Below are 20,137 nucleotides of genomic sequence, written 5' to 3' on the forward strand. Positions count from 1 at the left end.
GGGGCATGTACCGGGAGCTGCCACCTCCGCCGCACCTGCGCGGTGTGGTGCGGTGCGTGTGGCGGGCCAGGATCGGCGCGTCGAAGCCGATCGTCCCGGACGGCTGCCTCGATCTGATGGTGGCCGGTGACCTGGTGTTCGTGGCGGGGCCGGACACGCGGGCATGGCAGGCCAGCCTGGCCTCCCCGGAGATCCACGGCATCCGGTTCCGGCCGGGCCGGGCCCCGAGCGCCCTCGGTGTGGCCGCCGACGAGCTGACCGACCGGCGGGTGCCGCTGGAACAGCTCTGGGGTCGCGACGGCGCCGCCGCGGCCGAGCTGCTGCGGGAGCGGCCCGCCGCTCTCGCCGAGGTCGTGGCGCGGCGGCTCGCGCCGCGGCCCGACCCGGAGGTGGACGCCCTGCTCGCCCGGCTCGGCGGGGGTGTGCCGAGGGTGGCCGACGCGCTCGCGGGGCTACCCACCAGCGAGCGGCAGCTGCGCCGCCGGTTCACCGTCGCGGTGGGCTACGGCCCGGCCACGTACCTGCGCGTGGCCCGGCTGCAACGGGCGATCGCGCTGGCCCCGCGCGTCACCGGCCTCGCCACGCTCGCCGCACAGGCCGGTTACGCCGACCAGGCGCATCTCACCAGGGACTGCCGGGAGCTGACCGGCGCCACGCCACGGGCCTACTTCCCGCTCGGCCAGGCCGTGCGGGCGGGCTGACCGATCCGTTCAAGACCCCCGGGCGCGCGGTCCGGCAGCCTGGGCCGCATGGACGATTCCCCACGCACCCGCGCTCTGGCGTTCCTGCGCACGCATGCCCGGCCCCTGGAGCGCAGGCTCGGCGACCTACTGCTCGGTGAACCGCACCCGGTGGTTTCCGCCTGCGCCGTCCTCGACCTGCTCTCCGGCCACCGCAATCCCGACGGGGGCCTCGGCCACGCGCTGGAGCCCGACGTGCGCGCCCCGGACAGCCAGCCGCTCGCCGCGGACTTCGCGCTGGAGGTGACCGAGCTGGTGCTGGCGTCGCAGGCAGGCGCCGACGAGGGGGTCCGCGACCGGGTGGCGGCGTTCGCCCGCGGTCTCGTTCCGTACCTGGCCTCGGTGGCCGCACCCGACGGCGGGTTGCCGATCGTGCTGCCGACGGTCGCCGCCCATCCGCGTGCGGCGCACTGGGGCGACGGCGAGTTCCCGCCCGCTCTCAACCCCACCGCGGGCATCGTCGCCCGGCTGCGCGCGGCGGGCGTGGCGGACCCGTGGCTGGACACGGCCGAGACCTTCTGCCGCGAGCGGATTGAGGCGCTCGACGACCGGCCGGACGGGCACACCGCCGCCAACGTCCTGCGCTTCCTCGCCGCGTCACCGGACCAGGACTGGGCGCGGCCACGGCTGGCGGCGCTGGGTGGGCGGCTCGGCGAGCTGAGCCTGTTCCAGCTCTACCCGGGCGAGGGCTACGGGCTGACCCCGGTGGATCTCGCCCCGCTGCCGGACAATCCGCTGCGCGCGTTCATCCCGGACGACGCGGTGGCTGCCCACCTGCGTGCGCTGGCCGCCGCCCAGTGCCCGGACGGCGGCTGGCCGGTGCCGTGGGAGCCACCGGGTCCGGCCGCCGCGCTGGAGTGGCGCGGGGTGCGCACCGTGCGGTCGGCGTGGATCCTGGCCGCGCACTGACCGCGACCCGGCGCTGGAGTCGGCGCTGGGATCGGCCCTGGACAACGGTCGCCGGCGCAGCCACACTAAGCAGCTTCCCTACGCACTGTGTTTGGTGTTGTGCGGTGCGTATCGATCTTGGTGAATCCGCACACATTCTTGGCGGCAACAGCGCACGAACCCGCACACCCGGGTTAATCTATGCGCATGACTGTCGCGCTCGAGAACGTACTCGCCAGGGCAGGCCTGAAGGTCAGCCCCTCGGAGTTCCTGGCACTGGTCGAGGACGCGGCGCGCAGGCTTTCGCCCGCGAATCCGGACCCGTCGCACTACTTCTCCACCGACCAGCGCGAGGCTCTCACCGAGGCCGGCCTCGACCTCACGCCGCGCCGGGACGGCGAGCGGGACTACCGGGCGCGCACCGTCGCCGAGCATGCCGTGCTGGCCGACTCCTCGCTGACCGTCGGCGAGGCGGCGAGGCGGCTCGGCGTCGACGACAGCCGCATCCGGCACCGGCTCAAGGAGAGCAGGCTCACCGGCTGGAAGGACCAGGGTGGCTGGCGCCTGCCTGCCTGGCAGTTCACGCCCACCAGCGTCCTGCCCGGGCTGGAGGTCGTGCTCCGCGCCGTGCCGCGCGACCAGCCCGTGCTCGTCGTCGCGGCGTTCATGAGCACCCCGCAGACCGACCTCGTGATCAACGGCAAGGAGGCCACCCCGAGGCAGTGGTTACTCGCGGGCGGCGATCCGGAGCGGGTCGCGGAGCTCGCGGCGACCCTCGGCACCCCGGTCTGAACCCGCCACGAGAGCACGAGGAACGGCGACGTCGTAGTTCATGGCCCGGCTGCCCCTGCCGCCGTCGCGCACGGTGCTGCGCGACGAGCTGCGCCCGACGGAGGACATCGTGGCGGTCCACCCGGCCACCAGGCTGGTCCGAATCTTCACCGCGCACGGCAACCACCCCCAGCGCTGGGACACCTTCCGCTACACGGGCCCGCTGCCCCACGGCCGGTTCGACCAGCAGCAGCCGCGCCACGGTGAGCCGGTGACCGATCCGCGCAACGGCGTCCTCTACTTCGGGCTGTCCGTGCGCACCAGCGTCGCGGAGGTGTTCCAGACCACGTCCACGGTCGACCGCAAGACGCGCGGACCGCATCTGGTGATCGTCCGGCCCGCGCGGACGCTGCGACTGCTCGACCTCAGCGGGCTGTGGCCCACGCGGGTCGGCGCGTCCCAGGAGATCTCCAGCGGCCCCAAGAAGATCACGCAGGCGTGGGCCCGCGCCATCCGCGGCGCGTTCGGCGACCTCGACGGCGTCTGGTACCGGTCGTCGATGGACTCCGGCGCACCCGCGATCTGCCTGTGGGACCCGCCCGCCGGCGGCGCGCTGCCTTCGTCGCCGGACGTGCTGCTGGCTCTCGACCACCCTGGCCTCGACGTGCCGCTGAGCCGGGTCTGCGACGAACTCAACTACCTCATGCTCAACTGACGCCCGCCTGCGACGCCCCCGTCGTCACAGGTGGCGGGACCACCAGTCGAGGACCGCGTCGAAACGCTGGCGGCGGTGCCGGGGCCTGCCCGAGCGGGTGAGCTCATGCCCCTCTCCGGGAAACAGCAGCAGCTCGGTCTCGGTGCCGCGCTTCTTCAGCGCGACGAACATCCGCTGCGCCTGCTCCAGCGGGCAGCGCCAGTCCTGTTCCGAGTGCACCACCGCGAACGGGATATCGATGCGGTCGGCGTGGGTCAGCGGGCTGCGCCGCCGCTGCTCCTCGACGTCGGCGCCGACGTAACCCTCGGTGAACGACCAGCCGATGTCGGAGCTGCCCGCGAACGAGTCGAAGGCGTTGACCGCCCGCTCACTCCACGCGGCCCGGAAGCGCTGCCCGTGGTGCGCGGCCAGCCAGCCCGTCATGAACCCGCCGTAGGAGCCGCCCATCACGCCGACCCGCTCGCGGTCGACGTCGGATCGCGCGAGCGTGACGTCCAGCAGCGCCACCAGGTCGTCGGCGTCGACCGTGCCGAACGCGCCGACCACCGCGCGGCCGTGCGCCTCGCCGTAGCCCGCCGAGCCGCGCGGGTTGCCCAGGACCACCGCATACCCGGCCGAGGCGTAGACCTGTGCCTCGTCGAACAGGCTCCACTCGTACTGCGCGAACGGGCCACCGTGGATCACCAGCAGGACCGGGTGCGGGCCCGCGCCCTCGGGCAGCACGAGCCAGCCGTGCACCGGGTAACCGTCGGGTGCCGTCGCGGTGAGTTCCTCGGCCCGCCGCACCCCGGCCGCCCGCAGCGGCGCCGAGAAGTCGGTGAGTCTCCGGGAGGTGCCCGCGGAGAGCAGCAGCACCTCGCCCGCGTCCGCAGGACCTGCCTGCACCACGGCGACGGTGTCGCCGTCGGCCGCGACGCCGCGCACCACGGCCCGCTCACCGGCCAGCAGGGACAGCTCGGCGAGCGGGCTGCGGTCGGCGTCGCGCGGCACGGAGCGCAGCTCCACCGCGCCCCGGTGGCGCACCAGGACCAGCACGGCGTCGCCGGTGAGCACCGGCTCGCCGTCGGCACAGTCGACGGTCTCGGCCTCGGTGAGCCTGCGCGGCGTCGCGGGCGCCGAGCCGGGCCCGGGCAGGGTGGCGGCCCACAGGCCCGTGTTGCGGCCCGGACGGTCCAGGCCGGTGAACTCGGCCCCCGTGAAGTACACGGTGCCGTCGGCGGCGACCACCGGCCGTGCGGCGCTGCCGCGGGTGCGCACGACCTCGACGGGGTGCCCGCCCGCCGCCGGGACGGCGTAGACGTCGCTGTGCAGGGTCTCCACGCGGTCCCAGTCGCGGGGCGCGACGACGAGCACGGTCTCCCCGTCGGGTGTCCATGCCGGGTCGGAGACCGAGGTTCGCGCGTCGGTCAGCGGTTCGGGCGTGGCGGTCTCGGCGAGCGTGTCGAGCACGAACAGCCGCCGGGGCCGGTCGCGGACGAAGCCGACGTCGTCGAGCCGGTAGTCGTAACGGGTGATGCGGCGGGGCGCCTCGGCGGCGGGCTCGGGCGCCGTGCCCGCGTCGTTCTCACCGTCCTCACCGTCGGCCGGGACGCCGTAACGACCGGGCTCGGGGAGCCGGGCCGTGAACGCGACCCGGCGGGAGTCCGGAGCCCACACCGGCGGGTCCACACCCAACGGCAGCTCGGTGAGCCGCCGGGAGTCGCCGCCCGAGGCGGGCATGACGTGCAGCTGCGGCCTGGCGAGCGGGCCGCTCGTGCCCTCCGCCCGCAGGAAGGCGACCCACCGGCCGTCCGGGGAGATCGCGGGCGCGGTGTCGCGCTCGCCGTGGGTCCAGGCGGTGTCGCCATCGGGCCCGACCCGGCGCAGCGAGCTCCGGTAGGAGTCGCCGGCCAGGTCGGGCCGCGACAGCGCGATCAGCAGCAGCTCGCCCCGCAGCGCGGGTTGGCCGGGCGTGGCGAGCAGTTCCAGGTCAGCGGGGCGCATGCCCGCGAACCCTACCTGATGCTTAGCGGAACTAACGAGTTGCCGGATGCGGGCTAGTGGTCGCGCCGCGAGCTGGTCGCCTCGTCCCGTTCCGCGTCCCGGTCGGTGTCCCTCTCCTCGGGCGCCGACGCCTGCAGGTTGAGCCCGGTGCCCGCGGCCACCGACTCCGGATCACGCTTGGCCTTCCTGAGGCTCGCGACCGTGGTGACGGTGAGGACGGTGACGATCACGCCCAGCGACATCCAGTTGTTGATCTCCAGCCAGGCCGGCGTGACGTGGTACTCGTGCAGGGCGTGCAGCACCAGCTTCGCGCCGATGAAGCCGAGGATGATCGCCAGCCCGTAGGACAGGTAGACCAGCTTGGTCACCAGCCCGCCGAGCAGGAAGTACAGCTGCCGCAGGCCCATCAGCGCGAAGGCGTTGGCCGTGAAGACCAGGTAGGCCTCCTGCGTGATGCCGAAGATCGCCGGGATCGAGTCCACGGCGAACAGCAGGTCGGCGCTGCCGATGGCGACGATCACCACGAACATCGGCGTGATGTAGCGCTTGCCGTTCTGCTTGACGAACGAGTGGTGGCCGACGTAGTCGTCGGTCACCGGGAAGAGCTTGCGCACCCAGCGGGTGACGGCGTTCTCGTGGTACTCCTCGTGTTCGCCGCCGCCGCGGACCATGCTGATCGCTGTCCACACGAGCACCGCACCGAACAGGAAGAAGATCCACACGAACTGCGCGATCAGCGCCGCGCCGATCGCGATGAACGCGCCGCGCATCACAAGCGCGATCAGGATGCCGATCAGCAGGACCCGGTGCTGGTGGATCGCCGGGACCTTGAACGACGACATGATCACCATGAAGATGAACAGGTTGTCGACCGACAACGAGTACTCGGTGATGTATCCGGTGAAGAACTCGACACCCGGGTCGTGTCCCCCGAACACCCAGACGCCGATGCCGAACAGCACGGCGCAGGACACGTAGAAGATCACCCAGCGGGCCGCCTCGCCCGTGGTGACCTGGTGCGGCTTGCGGTCGACGATCACCAGGTCGAGCGCGATGAGGGCGAGCAGGCCACCGATGGTGGCGAGCCATAGCCACAAGGGCACGGTCATGTAATGCAACCTCCGGTTAGCGCATAGCGGCCACTACCCGGAGGTCTCTTCCACCGGCAGCCCGGCCGGCCGACGGCGCCGGGAGCCACAAGCGCTGACCGCCCTTGTGCGCTGCCGTGCTGACGACGCCGCCGCGAAGGAATACTCCCCTCCACAACGCCTCCATCATCGCGGGTGGATGTCCCCAGCGCCAGACGTGATCACACAGGTCACCCCGTTTGCAGGCGTAACCTCCATCACAGCAGGCAACCGCGCTGTCGTCACAGCGGGTGCCCACAGACGGTTCTCAGCAAACGCCCAATACTGTGAACGGGTGCCCCGAACTCCCTTCCCCCGTGGCCGTCGCGGACGCCTGGTGACCCTGCTCGTCGTGGTCGCGATCGTGGTCGCGGGAGGCCTCGTCTGGCTGGGTGGCGGCGACGAGCCCGCCCGGTTCCGCACGCAGGACGCCACGATCGACGTCGCCGCCGCGCCCGGCTCGGACGAGCGGGAGCATCTCGACGTCACCGTCTACATCCCGGAGCGCACGCCCGCGCCCGCGGTGCTGTTGCCCCACGGCTTCGGCGGCGACAAGACCAGCGTCACCACCGAGGCCCGCGAACTCGCCGAGCGGGGCTTCGTGGTGCTGACCTACTCGGCGCGCGGCTTCGGCCGCAGCACCGGCCGCATCTCCCTGAACGACCCCGACTACGAGGTGGCCGACGCATCCCGGCTCGTCGACTACCTGGCCGGCCGCCCCGAGGTGCTCAGCCAGGACGGCGACCCGAGGATCGGTGTCACCGGAGCCTCCTACGGCGGCGCGCTGGCGCTGCTGCTGGCCGGCACCGACGAGCGGGTCGACGCCATCGCGCCGGTGATCACCTACAACGACCTCGCCCAGGGCCTGCTGCCCAACGCCGCCACCACCGGTGGCATCGAGGCCGGCACCCCGGCCGCGGGCGCGTTCGCCGACGACGGCGTCTTCAAGCAGGCGTGGGCCGGCTCGCTGTTCGCCGCCGGGATGGGCGTCGGTTCGGCCGACCCGGGCGCCGAGGCCGTCGAGCCCGGCGACGAGGGGGACGACGACGTGGGCGCCACCGGCCAGGGCGGTGGGGGCTCCGTCGCGGCGCCCGGCTCCGCGGAGCCGGGCGGACGGCAGTCCCAGCCTGGCGCCGCGCAGGGCGGCCCGTGTGGACGGTTCACCGAGCAGGTCTGCCGCGCCTACACCGACGTCGCCACCGACGGCAGGGCGAGCGAGCGGACGCTGGCGTTGCTGCGCCGGGTCTCCCCCGCGTCGGTCACCGGCAACATCACGATCCCGACCCTGCTCGTGCAGGGCGAGAACGACACGCTGTTCGGGCTCGACCAGGCCGACGCCAACGCCCGGCAGATCACGCGGGCGGGCGGCGACGTGAGCGTCGTCTGGTACACCGGCGGCCACGACGGCGGCATCCCCGGATCCCAGCTGCGGTCGAGGATCGCCGACTTCCTGGCCTTCCACCTTTTGGACGAGGGCGGTGACGCGGGGGCGGCCTTCAGCTACGACGTGCAGGGCGCGCTGCGGGCCGACGGCGCGCCCTCGGTGCGCACGGTCGAGGCGCCCGCCTACCCCGGGCTCGGCTCGGGCGGCACTCAGCGCAGGGATCTCCCGCTGACCGGCAGGCCCCAGGAGGTGGTGCGGCCTCCGGGCGGCACCCCGGCCGCGGTCAGCGGGATTCCGGGGCTCAACCGGGTGGTGGCCAGCTCGTCGCGGTTGTCCGGGCTGTTCTCCGTCGACCCGCCGGGGCAGTCGGCGAGCTTCACGTCGGCGCCGGTCGGCGGGCAGCTGCTCGTGGCGGGGTCCTCGCAGGTGCGGTTGCGGGTCTCCTCGGCGGGCAGGCCGGTGCCGGAGGGCGGCGCCGTGCTGTTCGCCAAGCTCTACGACGTCAACCCGGACGGCAGCCGCACCCTGCCCGGCGGCGCGGTCGCCCCGATCCGCCTGCCGTCGCTGCCCGCCGACGGCTCGTCGGTCGAGGTGACCGTCACCCTGCCGGGCGTGGTGCGCCCGGTGGAGGCCGGTCACTCGCTGCAGCTCGTGGTGGGCACCACCGACCAGGCGTATGCCACGCCGACGGAGCCCGCGGCGTTCCGGGTGTCGCTGGCGGAGGGCTCGGCGCTGGCGGTGCCGGTGGTGCCCGGCAACACGGTGACCGCCGGCTGGCCCGTACCGCAGTTGCTGGGCATCGCGGGCACGGTGCTCGTCGTGGTCGCGGCGGCCGTCGTCGCGGCGCTGCGGCGCAGGCGCTCGCACCGCGTCGAGCCCGAGCTGGCGAGCACGCCGATGGTGATCGAGGGCCTGACCAAGGCCTACCCCGGCGGGCTGACCGCCGTCGACGGGCTGTCGTTCCGGGTCGAGCCGGGACAGGTGCTCGGCCTGCTCGGCCCCAACGGTGCGGGCAAGACGACGACGCTGCGCATGCTCATGGGTCTGATCACGCCGACCGCCGGGGAGATCAAGGTGTTCGGCCACCGGGTGACGCCGGGCGCGCCGGTGCTCTCGCGCATCGGCTCGTTCGTCGAGGGCTCCGGCTTCCTTCCGCACCTGTCCGGCGAGGCGAACCTGCGCCTGTACTGGGCGGCCACCGGCAGGCCTGCCGAGCGGGCGCACGTCGAGGAGGCACTGGAGATCGCCGGGCTCGGCGACGCCGTGCGCCGCAGGGTGCGCACCTACAGCCAGGGCATGCGGCAGCGCCTCGCCATCGCGCAGGCCATGCTCGGCCTGCCGGAGCTGCTCGTGCTCGACGAACCGACCAACGGGCTCGACCCGCCCCAGATCCACCAGATGCGGGAGGTGCTGCGGCGTTACGCGGCCACCGGGCGCACCGTCGTGGTGTCGAGCCACCTGCTCGCCGAGGTGGAGCAGACGTGCACCCACGTGGTGGTGATGCACCGCGGCAAGCTGGTCGCCTCCGGCGAGGTGGGCGAGATCGTCGCGGCGGGCGGCGAGGCCACGTTCCGCGTGGACGACCCGCAGGCGGCCGCCGAGGCGCTGCGTTCCGTCGGCGGAGTGTCCGATGTCGACATCGAGGGCTCGCTGGTGCATGCCGATCTGGACGGGCTGCCCCGCTCCGAGGCCGTGGCCGCACTGGTGCGCGCGGGAGTGTCGGTGGAGCAGGCGGGCCCGCGCAGGCGGCTCGAGGACGCGTTCCTGCAACTCGTCGGGGAAGGTGAGGCCGGCTCATGAGCAAGCCGAGCAAGGCGGACACGAAGGCCGCCGAGATCGACCATGGCGTGCACACCGATCCGGCGGCACTGGACGAGCTGACCGAGGCGGCCTCGGCCGAACACACCGAGGTCGGTGCCGACGGCGCGGTCGCGGGCTACCGGGCGGGCAGGACGCTGCGGCTGGGTGTGGAGCTGCGCAGGCAGCTGCGCAGGCGCCGTACCCAGCTCGTGCTGGGGTTCGTGGCGCTCCTGCCGTTCATCCTCGTGCTGGCCTTCGAACTCGGCGACGCCAACCCGAACCGGCGCTCGGGCGGGTTCATCGACCTCGCCACGGCGAGCGCGCCGAACTTCGTGGTGCTCGCGATGTTCGTGTCGGGCTCGTTCCTGCTGCCGATGATCGTCGCGCTGTACTTCGGCGACACGGTGGCGAGCGAGGCGTCGTGGTCGAGCCTGAAGTACCTGCTCGCGATCCCGGTGCCGCGGCACCGGCTGCTGCGGCAGAAGGCGACCGCCTCGGCGCTGCTGTCGGCGGCGACGCTGGCGGTGCTGCCCCTGGTGGCGCTCGGGGCGGGCGTGCTCTGGTATGGCGCGGGTGAGGCGATCAGTCCCACCGGGGACTCCATCTCGTTCGGCCGCAGCCTCGTCGCGATCCTGCTCGGCACCGTCTACATCATCGTCCAGCTGTCCTGGGTGGCCGGGCTGGGGCTGCTGCTGAGCGTGTCGACGGAGGCGCCGCTCGGGGCGGTCGGCGGCACGGTGCTGGTGTCGATCCTGTCGTCGATCCTGGACCAGATCACCGCGCTCGGCGACCTGCGGGACTTCCTGCCGACACATTTCGCGTTCGCGTGGATGGACCTCATCGCCAGCGACATCGACTGGACCGAGATGGCCAGCGGCGCTCTCTCGGCCGTGCTGTACGCGTCGGTGTTCGGCCTGCTGGCGGCGCGCCGGTTCGCGACGAAGGACATCACGAGCTGAGCGCGGGCGGGCCGCAACGGCTACCCTCGGCGAACAGTTAACGCCAACTAACTCCAGGGGGCGCCGAATGTCGTCGATCCAGGTCGAGCCTGCCGAGAACGTCGCCGTGCTGCGCATGGAGCACGGCAAGGCCAACGCGCTGGACACCGAGCTGTGCCAGGAGCTGGTGACCCGGCTGGAGGAGGTCGAGGCGGGCGAGTACCGGGCCGTGGTGCTCACCGGCACCGCCGGCATGTTCTCGGCCGGGGTCGACCTGCGGCGCGTGCGCGACGGCGGCGCCAGGTACGTGGCGGAGTTCCTGCCCGCCTTGTCGGATGCGTTCCTGGCGCTGTTCGACTTCTCCCGTCCCGTGGTCGCCGCAGTCAACGGGCACGCCATCGCGGGTGGTGCCGTGCTCGCGGCGGCGTGCGACCGCAGGGTCATGGATTCCGGGCACGGCCGCTTCGGCGTCACCGAACTGCTCGTCGGGGTGCCGTTTCCGCTGGCGGCCATGGAGATCCTGCGCTGTGCCTACGGCACGCCGACGCTGCCGGAGCTGACCTATCTCGCCCACACCCATCCCGGCGGGGACGCGCTGGCCCGTGGCCTGGTGGACGAGCTCGCGGAGCCGGACTCGGTCCTGCCGAGGGCGCTGGAGCTGGCGCGCACGCTCGCCGCGATCCCCGCGGAGGCCTTCGCGCACACCAAGCACCAGATCCACCGCCCGTTCAACGAGCGCATCGGGGAGCAGCGCGCCAACGACGACGCCTTCGTGGAGCGGTTGTGGGCGGCGCCGGAGACACTGCGGGCCGTGGAAGCGTACGTGCAGTCGGTGCTGCGCTGACCCGCGGCGGGCGTGGTGGGTGACAACCGTGCCCGCAATGCACCACAATGCCCGGTACTCCAGCCGGCACCGATGCCGGCCGCGCTGTTTCTCGGCAAGGGGGCCGTCCATGCCTCGCCCGGTGCATTTCGACATCCACGCCAGCGACCCCGAGCGCGCCGTCACCTTCTACGCCACCGTGTTCGGCTGGTCGTTCGAACGCTGGGGGCCTGACCCCTACTGGCTGATCACGACGGGCGACGGGCCCGGGATCGACGGCGGCCTCACCCAGCGGCAGGGACCGGCGCCGGAGAAGGGCGCGGCCCTCAACGCCTTCCCGCTCACGATGGAGGTCGAGGACGTCGATCTCCTCGCGCGTGAGGTCGTGCAGGCGGGCGGGGCGATCGCCGAGCCGAAGAGCGCGGTCCCCGGCATCGGCTGGCTCGTCTACTGCACCGACCCCGAGGGCAACCTCTTCGGCCTGCTGGAGAGCGACCCGAGCGCCGAGTGAGGCCCCGGTGCCCTATGGCAGTGCGAGCGGGACCAGTTCGAGGTCGGTCTGCGCGAATTCGTCCCCGATGCAGAGCAACGGTTCGCGTGCCAGCTGGGCCGTCGCGTAGGTCAGGCAGTCGCCGAAGTTCAGCTTCGCCGGGGTGACGGCCCTTCCCGAACCGGTGGAACGCCTCCAGCGCGATCTCAGCCTGCCGCTCGCCGAAATCGATGACCCGGACTGCTTGCTGCTGCAGCAGCCGCTCGAACAGGGTCCTCCCCCGGACTCCGAACTTCGCGGTCAGCACCAAGCCCGTCTCGACGTGTGTCGGTGCGCCGATCTTCGGCGCCTGGGCCACGCTGAGGGCCCGTACAAGCGCATCGGCCTCGGGCTCGTTGTGGTAATCCGCTTCCCCAGCTGGTCGTCCGGAAGCTGGGGCCAGAGTTCCGCTTCGAGGAAGCGACGCAGTCGTCGATACCGCTCGTCCGCGGCCCGGCGGTCACGCATTTCACGGTGTAACGGTACTAACGCTACTTCACCCCGGCCGCGTCCATGCCCCGCAGCTCCTTCTTCAGGTCGGCGATCTCGTCGCGCAGCCGGGCCGCCAGCTCGAACTGCAGGTCGCGCGCCGCCTGCATCATCTGGTCGGTCATCTGCTGGATCAGGTCGGCCAGCTCGGCCCTCGGCATGCCGCTGACGTTGCGGTCGGTGAGCATGCCGGAGCTCTTCACCCGGTCGCCCTGCTCGGGCTTCTTGCCCCGCGAGGCGTTGCGGCCCGAGCCGCCGACCGCCACCTCCTCGGTGTCCTCCGCCTCGGTGTACACGCGGTCGAGGATGTCGGCGATCTTCTTGCGCAGCGGCTGCGGGTCGAGGCCGCGCTCGGTGTTGTACTCGACCTGCTTGGCCCGCCTGCGGTTGGTCTCGTCGATGGCGTAGCGCATCGAGTCGGTGACCGTGTCGGCGTACATGTGGACCTCGCCGGAGACGTTGCGCGCCGCGCGGCCGATGGTCTGGATCAGCGACGTCCCGCTGCGCAGGAAGCCCTCCTTGTCGGCGTCGAGGATCGCGACCAGCGACACCTCCGGCAGGTCGAGCCCCTCCCGCAGCAGGTTGATGCCGACCAGCACGTCGAAGTCGCCCGAGCGCAGCTGCCGCAGCAGCTCGACCCGGCGCAGCGTGTCCACCTCCGAGTGCAGGTAGCGCACCCGGATGCCGAGCTCCAGCAGGTAGTCGGTGAGGTCCTCGGCCATCTTCTTGGTGAGCGTGGTGACCAGCACCCGCTCGTCGCGCTCGGCGCGGACCCTGATCTCGTGCACCAGGTCGTCGATCTGGCCCTCGGTGGGCTTGACCACCACCTCCGGGTCCACCAGGCCCGTCGGGCGGATGACCTGCTCGACGAACTCGCCGCCGGTCTGCCCCATCTCGTACGGGCCGGGAGTCGCCGACAGATACACCGTCTGGCCGATGCGGTCGGAGAACTCCTCCCACGTCAGCGGCCGGTTGTCCAGAGCACTCGGCAGCCGGAACCCGTGTTCCACCAGCGTCCGCTTCCGGGACGCGTCGCCCTCGTACATGCCGCCGATCTGCGGGACGGTCACGTGCGACTCGTCGATGATGAGCAGGAAGTCCTCGGGGAAGTAGTCGAGCAGCGTCGCGGGCGCCGAGCCCGGTGGCCTTCCGTCGACGTGCCGCGAGTAGTTCTCGATGCCGGAACAGAACCCGACCTGCCGCATCATCTCGATGTCGTAGCTGGTGCGCATGCGCAGGCGCTGGGCCTCCAGCAGCTTGCCCTGCTTCTCCAGCGTGGCCAGCTGCTCCTCCAGCTCCGCCTCGATGCCGCGGATGGCCTTCTCCATGCGCTCGGGCCCCGCGACGTAGTGGGTGGCCGGGAAGATCCGCACCTCGTCGACCTCACTGACGATCTCGCCGGTCAGCGGGTGCAGGTAGTACAGCGTGTCGATCTCGTCGCCGAAGAACTCGACGCGGATGGCGAGTTCCTCGTAGGCGGGGATCACCTCGACGGTGTCGCCGCGCACCCGGAAGGTGCCGCGCGCGAACGCCAGGTCGTTGCGCGCGTACTGCACGTCGACCAGCGCCCGCAGGAGCACGTCGCGCTCGATCTCGTCGCCGACGGCGAGCTTCGCGGATCGGTCGAGGTAGGACTGCGGCGTGCCGAGGCCGTAGATGCAGGACACGCTGGCCACCACGATGACGTCGCGACGCGACAGCAGGTTCATCGTCGCCGAATGCCGCAGCCGCTCGACATCGTCGTTGATCGACGAGTCCTTCTCGATGTAGGTGTCGGTCTGCGGGACGTAGGCCTCGGGCTGGTAGTAGTCGTAGTAGCTGACGAAGTACTCGACCGCGTTGTCCGGGAACAGCTCGCGCAGCTCGTTGGCCATCTGCGCGGCAAGCGTCTTGTTCGGCGCCATCACCAGCGTCGGGCGCTGCACGCGCTCGATCAGCCAGGCGGCGGTGGCGGACTTGCCGGTACCGGTGGCACCGAGCAGGACCACGTCCTTCTCCCCCGCCGCGAGCCTGCGCTCGAGCTCGTCGATGGCCGCGGGCTGGTCGCCCGCGGGCTCGTACTCGCTGACGACCTTGAACCGGCCGTCCGAGCGGGGGATCTCGGACACGGGCCGGAACTCGGAGTGCGCCAGCACGGGGTGTTCGGTTGCGAAAGCCACGTCTCCAGAGTAGGCGCCCGCTCCGACAGTTTCCGCCGGGCTCGGCGGGCGCGACCGCTCAGGGCAGGGCGGGCAGGAGGCGGGCCGGGGCGAGGTCGCGCGCCGACACCGCCAGGCACGCCTCGCACGGCATGCCCGTGATGTGCGTCAGCAGTTCGGCCTGGCCGGGACGGAAGCGCTGCCCGCAGTAGGCCGTCAGCCGTTCGGGGACCGTGTCCCCCGGCGGCACGGGCACGACGTGGCACACCCGTCTGGTCTCGCCCACGATGCCCCGCCGAAAGCGGACGACGGCTACCGCTTCACCCGGTTCAGGCATTGTGGACCCCATACGGAGGAGACTATTCGTCACCGCCCGGGAACACTTCGTCTTCACCGCCCAACAATCGGCGACAAGACTGGTCCGGCAGACCGAAAAGGTGTCTAGGGTCCGTGCCCGCGGCCGTCCGCGCTAGGCCCCCGTGAGCACGGCGCCCCTGAGCCGGTGGCACAGGCGCAGCGCGAGCTCGGTGTCGAGGCGGTTCTCCGACACCGGCCTGCCGAGCAACTCCTCGGCCTTGCGGATGCGGTACTGCACCGAGTTCTTGTGCATGGTCAGCCGGGATGCGGCCGCCGTGTAGCTGCCGCCGGTGGCCAGGAACACCCGCAGCGTGTCCCGCAGCCGCTCGTGCTGCTCGTCGTCGGCGGCCAGCGGACCCAGCGTGTCGGCGACCCAGTTCCGCGCGGCGGCCAAGTCCGAGGTCATCAGCGCCATCGCGCCGACCTCGCGAAACGTCAGCGCGCGGTCACAGTGCGCGCCCGCGGCCAGCGCGAGTGCGTGCACCCGCTGCGCCTGCCGATGGGTGCGGCGGAAGCCGTCGAGGCCCTGGCCCGGCTCGCCCAGCGCCAGGCGCACATCGGAGTCGGTCTCGGCGAGGGCCGTGTCCAGATCCTCGGGCAGGGCCGGCTTCTCCACGGGCAGCCACACCCACGCGCACAGCTCGTCGTGCGGCACGAACAGCGGGCGAGTCTCGCCACCGTGCCGGGCGCCGAGCCGGTTGGCCAGCGACTCCAGCCCGGCCAGCGCGTCCTGGGGATGGGCGTCCTCGGAGTACCAGGCGATCATGCCGACGTGGTGCCCGCGCAGGCGGTAGCCGAGCACCGCCTCGGCGGCGTCGAGGTCGGCCACGTCCTCCTCCAGCAGTGTGCGCACGCGCGCCGCCCGCACCGCGCTGCGGTTCAGCATCCAGCGGGTGCGCTCCTCCTCGTAGGCCGTCACGACCTGCTGGGTGACGCGGTCGATGAAAGTGAACGCGGTGGTCAGCGCCTGCCGCATGGCGGAGCCGAGCAGCGCCGGGTCGGAGATCTGCCGGGCTCCCTCACCGAGTGCCTGGTCGAGCACGGCCATCTGCCCGAGGTAGTAGGCCCGGATCAGGTCGACCACCGCGGTGCCCCGCTGCGCGAGCCTGCGCGCGTACTCCAGCGCCGCCGCGGGCGCCTCCACCCGGCTCGGGTCGATGCCGTGCTGAAAGATCCGCAGTGCCGTGTCGATGTTCTGGTAGACACTGGCGGACAGCAGGCTGACCATGGTCTCGTCGTCGTGCACCAGGTGCGGCAGCTCGCGCTCGTACAGGGCCACCAGTTCGCCCGTCAGCTCGCTCGCCCTCGCCCCCAGTGCACCCGCGACCCGGGACAGCCGCTCCGCGATCTCGGCGTCGTCGTGCACGATCTCACTCTAGGGCGTTGACAGTCGCCTCCGACATGTAAACCCCGCAAGATGGCAGCCATGCACGCGCCGAAACTGGAGCGGTTCGACGTCACCGCGGCCACCAACACCGATCCGAAGGGCATCGTCCGGTCCGTCGAGGAGTACCGGGTGGAGCCGTTCGGGCTCTACGTGGCCCGTCCCGCACCGGGCCGCGCCCAGTTCCACTACCTGGAGTCGTGGCTGCTGCCCGGCCTCGGGCTGCGGGTCACCGACTTCTGGTTCAACCCCGGCCACGAACGCGACCAGGACTTCTACCTCGACGTGGTGAGTGTCGAGACCGACGGTCACACCTGGCTGGCCACCGACCTCTACCTGGATCTGGTGCTGCGCAGCGGTCGCGGCGTCGAGGTGCTCGACACCGACGAGCTGCTGGCGGCCGTGCGCACGGGGCTGCTGACCACCGAGCAGGCCCGGCAGGCGCTCGAGACCACCTACGCCACGGTGGACGCGCTGGCCCGCAACGGCTACGACCTCGCGTCGTGGCTGTCCACACTGGACATCGAGCTGAGCTGGCGCAGGCACGGCTGAGCCACGCCGGCCCCTTCTGTCGTCACGGGGTCCAGCCGGTGCGCCGCGCCCACTGCTCGGCGCGGGTGAACCCGGCGTCCACCCACGCCTGCTTCTCCTCGGTGTAGCCCTCGACGCTGCCGTCGTCCGCGTGTGCCTTGGCCAGCCGGCGCTTGACCTCGGTGTACGCGGCGACCTCGCCGGGATTGTCGCGCAGCCAGTCCCGGAACAGCAGCGCGAGCCGCCACGCGGGCCCCTCGGCGGAGCGCACGTGCAGGTTCACCGGCCTGCCCGGGTCGGCTCCGAAGTGAAAACGCTTGTCCCACACGCCGTCGCCGCCGGCTTGCGGGTGGTCGTACCAGTGCCCCTCCGCGCGGACGAAGCCCGCTGCCGACAGCGCCCCGGCGACCGCATCCGCGTCGTCCAGAGTGGACACCGTGAGCTGGAGGTCGAGCACGTCCTTGGCGGCCAGGCCCGGCACCGCGGTGGAACCGATGTGGTCCGCCCGCAGCGCCGTCTCACCCGCGGCGAGCCGGACGCGGGCCAGCGCGCGTTCCGCCTGGACGGGCCACGTGTCGTCGTAGGGACGGACCACGGGCGAGCGGGGAGGGCGTGGCTTGCGCAGGCGCAGGTTGGCCTCGAACGGTACGAGCCGGTCGGCCCACAGCGCGTCCACCTGGGCGAGCACGACGTCCCGCGTGCCGCTGTTGTCGAGCCACACGTCGGCCACGGCGCGCCGCTGCGCGGTGCTCGCCTGCGCGGCGATGCGGTTGCGGGCGTCCTGCTCCGGCATGCCACGCGACTCGACGAGCCGTTTCACGCGCACGTCCTCGTCGGCGTCGACGATGAGCACCAGGTGGTAGCTGGGTGCGAGCCCGCCCTCGACCAGCAGCGGGATGTCGTGCACGACGATGGCGTCGGCCGCGGCCCGTGCCATGAGTTCCGCGGTGCGGGCTCCGACGCGCGGGTGCACGATCGCGTTCAGCCGCTGCCGGGCGCCGTCGTCGCTGAACGCCCTCGCCGCGAGCGCGGCCCGGTCGAGGGAGCCGTCGGCGGCGAGGATCTCCGCACCGAACTCCGCGACGAGCTCGGCAAGGCCCTCGGTGCCCGGCTCGACGACCTCCCTGGCGATGCGGTCCGCGTCGATCAGCACGGCGCCGTGCTCGGCCAGCCGCGCGGCGACCGTGGACTTGCCCGCGCCGATCCCTCCGGTGAGCCCCACTCGCAGCATGACGGCATTCAACCAGTTCGGTGGCGCGGCACTGACGCTGAGCCATCAACCAAAACGTAATGCAACTGGTTAGGGTGACACGCCGAGCCAGTACTACAGTTTCGCGCATCGCTTGCGTACGGTGCCGGGCGAAGGCTATCGCCCACACGGAGGAACGATGCCAGCCAGCAAGTATGTCGGTAAGCACCGGCTCGGGACGCCCGGCCTGGTGCACTGCGTCCTGTACCGGCCTGTGGCCGTGGCACTGGATGAGTACCGGCGCAACTGGCTGACCGCGCTGCTCGTTCCGGCGAAACACAGCCTCGCGGGCCTCAAGCGCCGCGCCCGCGCCGCGGCACACGAGCGGGCCTGGACCCCGGCCGCGAGCGCGGCCGCCCGCGTCGCCGGGTAGCCGCCCGCCCCCACGGACCCTTCTCCCAGCGGCCCGTACCCGCCCGCGCGGGTGCGGGCCGCTGCCGTACGCCCGCGGAAAGCTCCCCAATGCCACATTTGTTCCACTCAACGGAGCGAATGCGGCATTCGCTCCATCCAGTGGAGCGAATGCCGCATTGGGGAGCTTTGGCCACGCTGGGAGGGGAGCATGCGAAACGGCGGTGGCCCCCGGTCCGCGAGGGAACCGGGGGCCACCGCCGTTGTCGTCAGCTACCGCTGGGCGTTACTCACGCACCGCCGGAGAGCTTCTCGCGCAGCGCCGCGAGCTGCTCGTCGCTGGCCAGCGTGCCGCCACCGCTGCTCCGCTGGTCCTGGCCGGACTGGCTGGAGGTGTAGCTCTGCTCGCCGCCCTCGGGGGCACCGGTGGCACCGTCGGCGACGGCCTGCGCATTGGCCTGGGCGGCCTCGGCGACCTGGCGCATGTGCTGCTCGTACCGCGCGTGGGCCTCGGCGTACTGCTTCTCCCACTCCTCACGCTGCTTCTCGTAGCCTTCCTGCCACTCCTGCGTGTCGGGGTCGAAGCCCTCGGGGTAGATGTAGTTGCCCTGCTCGTCGTACTCGGCGGCCATGCCGTACTGCGTCGGGTCGAACTCCGCGTCCGGCGTGAAGCCCTCGTTGGCCTGCTTGAGCGACAGCGAGATCCGGCGGCGCTCCAGGTCGATGTCGATGACCTTGACCATCACGTCGCCGCCGACCTGCACGACCTGCTCCGGGATCTCCACGTGGCGCTCGGCCAGCTCGGAGATGTGCACCAGGCCCTCGATGCCCTCCTCGACGCGGACGAACGCGCCGAACGGGACGAGCTTGGTGACCTTGCCCGGCACGATCTGGCCGATCGCGTGGGTGCGGGCGAACTGACGCCACGGGTCTTCCTGGGTGGCCTTCAGCGACAGGGACACGCGCTCGCGGTCCATGTCCACGTCGAGCACCTCGACGGTGACCTCCTGGCCCACCTCGACGACCTCGCTCGGGTGGTCGATGTGCTTCCAGGACAGCTCCGAGACGTGCACCAGACCGTCGACACCGCCGAGGTCCACGAACGCACCGAAGTTGACGATCGAGGACACGACGCCCTTGCGGACCTGGCCCTTGGCGAGCGCGTTGAGGAACTCGCTGCGCACCTCGGACTGGGTCTGCTCCAGGTAGGCCCGGCGGGACAGCACCACGTTGTTGCGGTTCTTGTCCAGCTCGATGATCTTCGCCTCGAGCTCGCGGCCCACGTAGGGCTGCAGGTCGCGCACGCGCCGCATCTCGACGAGCGAGGCGGGCAGGAAGCCGCGCAGACCGATGTCGAGGATGAGGCCGCCCTTGACGACCTCGATGACGGTGCCCCGGACGGGCTCGTCCTTCTCCTTGAGCTCCTCGATCGTGCCCCAGGCGCGCTCGTACTGCGCGCGCTTCTTGGACAGGATCAGCCGGCCTTCCTTGTCCTCCTTCTGCAGGACGAGGGCCTCCACCGCGTCACCGACGGCGACAACCTCGGCCGGGTCGACATCGTGCTTGATGGACAGCTCACGCGAAGGGATGACACCTTCGGTCTTGTACCCGATGTCGAGCAGCACTTCGTCGCGATCGACCTTGACGATGGTGCCTTCGACGATGTCACCATCGTTGAAGTATTTGATTGTCTTGTCGATAGCAGCGAGGAAGTCTTCCTCCGACCCGATGTCGTTCACGGCGACTTGCTGCGCCTGCGAGGGGGCAGTCGGGGCGGCGGTGGTGTCGATGGTCATTAGGTGGGTTGCTCCGGTAGCGGCTTGTTGTAGGAGATCTGCAGTTTGCGTGGCGCACTGGGCTGGGACAAGGTGACTACCGTGCAATCGTTCAGTCGCGAACGGCCGCGAGCATCACCTCGAGGTGCGCGACCCTAGCTCCCC

General features: G+C 71.7%; 17 protein-coding genes. 10 read left to right on the plus strand and 7 right to left on the minus strand.

The window, feature by feature from the left end:
* Nucleotides 1–5 precede the first annotated feature (5 nt).
* From BAY60_RS32905 to BAY60_RS32920, 4 genes are all read left to right on the plus strand, one after another.
* Entirely contained in the window at nt 6–701 is a 696-nt protein-coding gene (locus BAY60_RS32905; protein ID WP_112285271.1) for a helix-turn-helix transcriptional regulator, read from the plus strand.
* A 48-nt stretch (nt 702–749) separates the two neighbouring features.
* Nucleotides 750–1,649: a hypothetical protein gene (locus tag BAY60_RS32910; RefSeq protein WP_112285272.1), complete on the plus strand. Its 900-nt coding sequence runs from the start codon at nt 750–752 to the stop codon at nt 1,647–1,649.
* Between the two features lie 186 nt (nt 1,650–1,835).
* Nucleotides 1,836–2,420 (plus strand): MerR family transcriptional regulator, encoded by a 585-nt coding sequence (locus BAY60_RS32915; RefSeq protein ID WP_112285273.1) that lies wholly within the window; start codon nt 1,836–1,838, stop codon nt 2,418–2,420.
* A 40-nt stretch (nt 2,421–2,460) separates the two neighbouring features.
* On the plus strand, nt 2,461–3,114 hold the full coding sequence (locus BAY60_RS32920) for an RES family NAD+ phosphorylase (protein ID WP_112285274.1): 654 nt from the start codon (nt 2,461–2,463) through the stop codon (nt 3,112–3,114).
* Nucleotides 3,115–3,138: 24 nt separating this feature from the next.
* Here the strand turns inward: BAY60_RS32920 and BAY60_RS32925 are convergent, their stop codons facing one another.
* Both BAY60_RS32925 and BAY60_RS32930 read right to left on the minus strand, forming a co-directional pair.
* A complete protein-coding gene (locus BAY60_RS32925) occupies nt 3,139–5,097 on the minus strand; it encodes a S9 family peptidase (RefSeq protein ID WP_112285275.1) in 1,959 nt (652 codons plus the stop codon).
* 53 nt (nt 5,098–5,150) lie between these two features.
* The gene (locus BAY60_RS32930) at nt 5,151–6,206 is read right to left on the minus strand and encodes a TerC family protein (protein ID WP_112285276.1); all 1,056 of its coding nucleotides are present in this window, start codon (nt 6,204–6,206) and stop codon (nt 5,151–5,153) included.
* Nucleotides 6,207–6,519: 313 nt separating this feature from the next.
* Here BAY60_RS32930 and BAY60_RS32935 point away from each other — a divergent pair, with 313 nt between their 5' ends.
* The 4 genes from BAY60_RS32935 (at nt 6,520) to BAY60_RS32950 (ending at nt 11,680) form a co-directional block, all read left to right on the plus strand.
* Complete coding sequence (locus BAY60_RS32935; protein WP_112285277.1) at nt 6,520–9,408, plus strand: alpha/beta fold hydrolase; 2,889 nt, start codon at nt 6,520–6,522, stop codon at nt 9,406–9,408.
* Complete coding sequence (locus tag BAY60_RS32940; RefSeq protein WP_112285278.1) at nt 9,405–10,367, plus strand: ABC transporter permease; 963 nt, start codon at nt 9,405–9,407, stop codon at nt 10,365–10,367. The genes BAY60_RS32935 and BAY60_RS32940 overlap by 4 nt, the downstream gene beginning before the upstream one ends.
* Before the next feature lie 67 nt (nt 10,368–10,434).
* Complete coding sequence (locus BAY60_RS32945) at nt 10,435–11,190, plus strand: enoyl-CoA hydratase/isomerase family protein (RefSeq protein ID WP_112285279.1); 756 nt, start codon at nt 10,435–10,437, stop codon at nt 11,188–11,190.
* A 109-nt stretch (nt 11,191–11,299) separates the two neighbouring features.
* On the plus strand, nt 11,300–11,680 hold the full coding sequence (locus tag BAY60_RS32950; protein WP_112285280.1) for a VOC family protein: 381 nt from the start codon (nt 11,300–11,302) through the stop codon (nt 11,678–11,680).
* A 509-nt stretch (nt 11,681–12,189) separates the two neighbouring features.
* On the opposite strand, the gene uvrB is transcribed toward BAY60_RS32950, so the two are convergent.
* The 3 genes from uvrB to BAY60_RS32970 all read right to left on the minus strand — a co-directional run bounded on the left by uvrB (nt 12,190) and on the right by BAY60_RS32970 (nt 16,048).
* Nucleotides 12,190–14,346, minus strand: coding sequence for an excinuclease ABC subunit UvrB (gene uvrB, locus BAY60_RS32960; protein ID WP_112285281.1), 2,157 nt, complete (start codon nt 14,344–14,346; stop codon nt 12,190–12,192).
* 58 nt (nt 14,347–14,404) lie between these two features.
* Nucleotides 14,405–14,611, minus strand: coding sequence for a hypothetical protein (locus tag BAY60_RS32965; RefSeq protein WP_342769801.1), 207 nt, complete (start codon nt 14,609–14,611; stop codon nt 14,405–14,407).
* Between the two features lie 183 nt (nt 14,612–14,794).
* Nucleotides 14,795–16,048, minus strand: coding sequence for a PucR family transcriptional regulator (locus BAY60_RS32970; protein WP_112285283.1), 1,254 nt, complete (start codon nt 16,046–16,048; stop codon nt 14,795–14,797).
* Between the two features lie 51 nt (nt 16,049–16,099).
* Here BAY60_RS32970 and BAY60_RS32975 point away from each other — a divergent pair, with 51 nt between their 5' ends.
* On the plus strand, nt 16,100–16,618 hold the full coding sequence (locus BAY60_RS32975; protein WP_112285284.1) for a ribonuclease FAU-1 family protein: 519 nt from the start codon (nt 16,100–16,102) through the stop codon (nt 16,616–16,618).
* Nucleotides 16,619–16,640: 22 nt separating this feature from the next.
* Here the strand turns inward: BAY60_RS32975 and coaE are convergent, their stop codons facing one another.
* Nucleotides 16,641–17,828 (minus strand): dephospho-CoA kinase, encoded by a 1,188-nt coding sequence (gene coaE, locus BAY60_RS32980; RefSeq protein WP_112285285.1) that lies wholly within the window; start codon nt 17,826–17,828, stop codon nt 16,641–16,643.
* A 157-nt stretch (nt 17,829–17,985) separates the two neighbouring features.
* Between coaE and BAY60_RS32985 the strand changes: the two genes are divergently transcribed.
* Nucleotides 17,986–18,219, plus strand: a complete 234-nt coding sequence (locus BAY60_RS32985) for a hypothetical protein (RefSeq protein WP_112285286.1) — start codon at nt 17,986–17,988, stop codon at nt 18,217–18,219.
* Between the two features lie 268 nt (nt 18,220–18,487).
* Here the strand turns inward: BAY60_RS32985 and rpsA are convergent, their stop codons facing one another.
* Nucleotides 18,488–19,993 carry a 30S ribosomal protein S1 gene (gene rpsA, locus BAY60_RS32990; RefSeq protein WP_112285287.1) on the minus strand — a complete coding sequence of 502 codons (1,506 nt, stop codon included), beginning with the start codon at nt 19,991–19,993 and terminating at the stop codon, nt 18,488–18,490.
* Nucleotides 19,994–20,137: the final 144 nt, after the last annotated feature.

The organism is Prauserella muralis, from assembly GCF_003202285.1.
Classification (GTDB): domain Bacteria; phylum Actinomycetota; class Actinomycetes; order Mycobacteriales; family Pseudonocardiaceae; genus Prauserella_B; species Prauserella_B muralis.

Excerpts from the sequence above, each read along its gene's own strand:
- BAY60_RS32985 (WP_112285286.1), top strand. The coding sequence starts at position 17,986 with ATGCCAGCCAGCAAGTATGTCGGTAAGCACCGGCTCGGGACGCCCGGC.
- BAY60_RS32930 (WP_112285276.1), bottom strand. The coding sequence starts at position 6,206 with ATGACCGTGCCCTTGTGGCTATGGCTCGCCACCATCGGTGGCCTGCTC.
- BAY60_RS32945 (WP_112285279.1), top strand. The coding sequence starts at position 10,435 with ATGTCGTCGATCCAGGTCGAGCCTGCCGAGAACGTCGCCGTGCTGCGC.
- BAY60_RS32975 (WP_112285284.1), top strand. The coding sequence starts at position 16,100 with ATGGCAGCCATGCACGCGCCGAAACTGGAGCGGTTCGACGTCACCGCG.
- BAY60_RS32915 (WP_112285273.1), top strand. The coding sequence starts at position 1,836 with ATGACTGTCGCGCTCGAGAACGTACTCGCCAGGGCAGGCCTGAAGGTC.
- BAY60_RS32910 (WP_112285272.1), top strand. The coding sequence starts at position 750 with ATGGACGATTCCCCACGCACCCGCGCTCTGGCGTTCCTGCGCACGCAT.
- BAY60_RS32950 (WP_112285280.1), top strand. The coding sequence starts at position 11,300 with ATGCCTCGCCCGGTGCATTTCGACATCCACGCCAGCGACCCCGAGCGC.
- BAY60_RS32940 (WP_112285278.1), top strand. The coding sequence starts at position 9,405 with ATGAGCAAGCCGAGCAAGGCGGACACGAAGGCCGCCGAGATCGACCAT.
- BAY60_RS32925 (WP_112285275.1), bottom strand. The coding sequence starts at position 5,097 with ATGCGCCCCGCTGACCTGGAACTGCTCGCCACGCCCGGCCAACCCGCG.
- BAY60_RS32920 (WP_112285274.1), top strand. The coding sequence starts at position 2,461 with ATGGCCCGGCTGCCCCTGCCGCCGTCGCGCACGGTGCTGCGCGACGAG.
- BAY60_RS32905 (WP_112285271.1), top strand. The coding sequence starts at position 6 with ATGTACCGGGAGCTGCCACCTCCGCCGCACCTGCGCGGTGTGGTGCGG.
- rpsA (WP_112285287.1), bottom strand. The coding sequence starts at position 19,993 with ATGACCATCGACACCACCGCCGCCCCGACTGCCCCCTCGCAGGCGCAG.
- coaE (WP_112285285.1), bottom strand. The coding sequence starts at position 17,828 with ATGCTGCGAGTGGGGCTCACCGGAGGGATCGGCGCGGGCAAGTCCACG.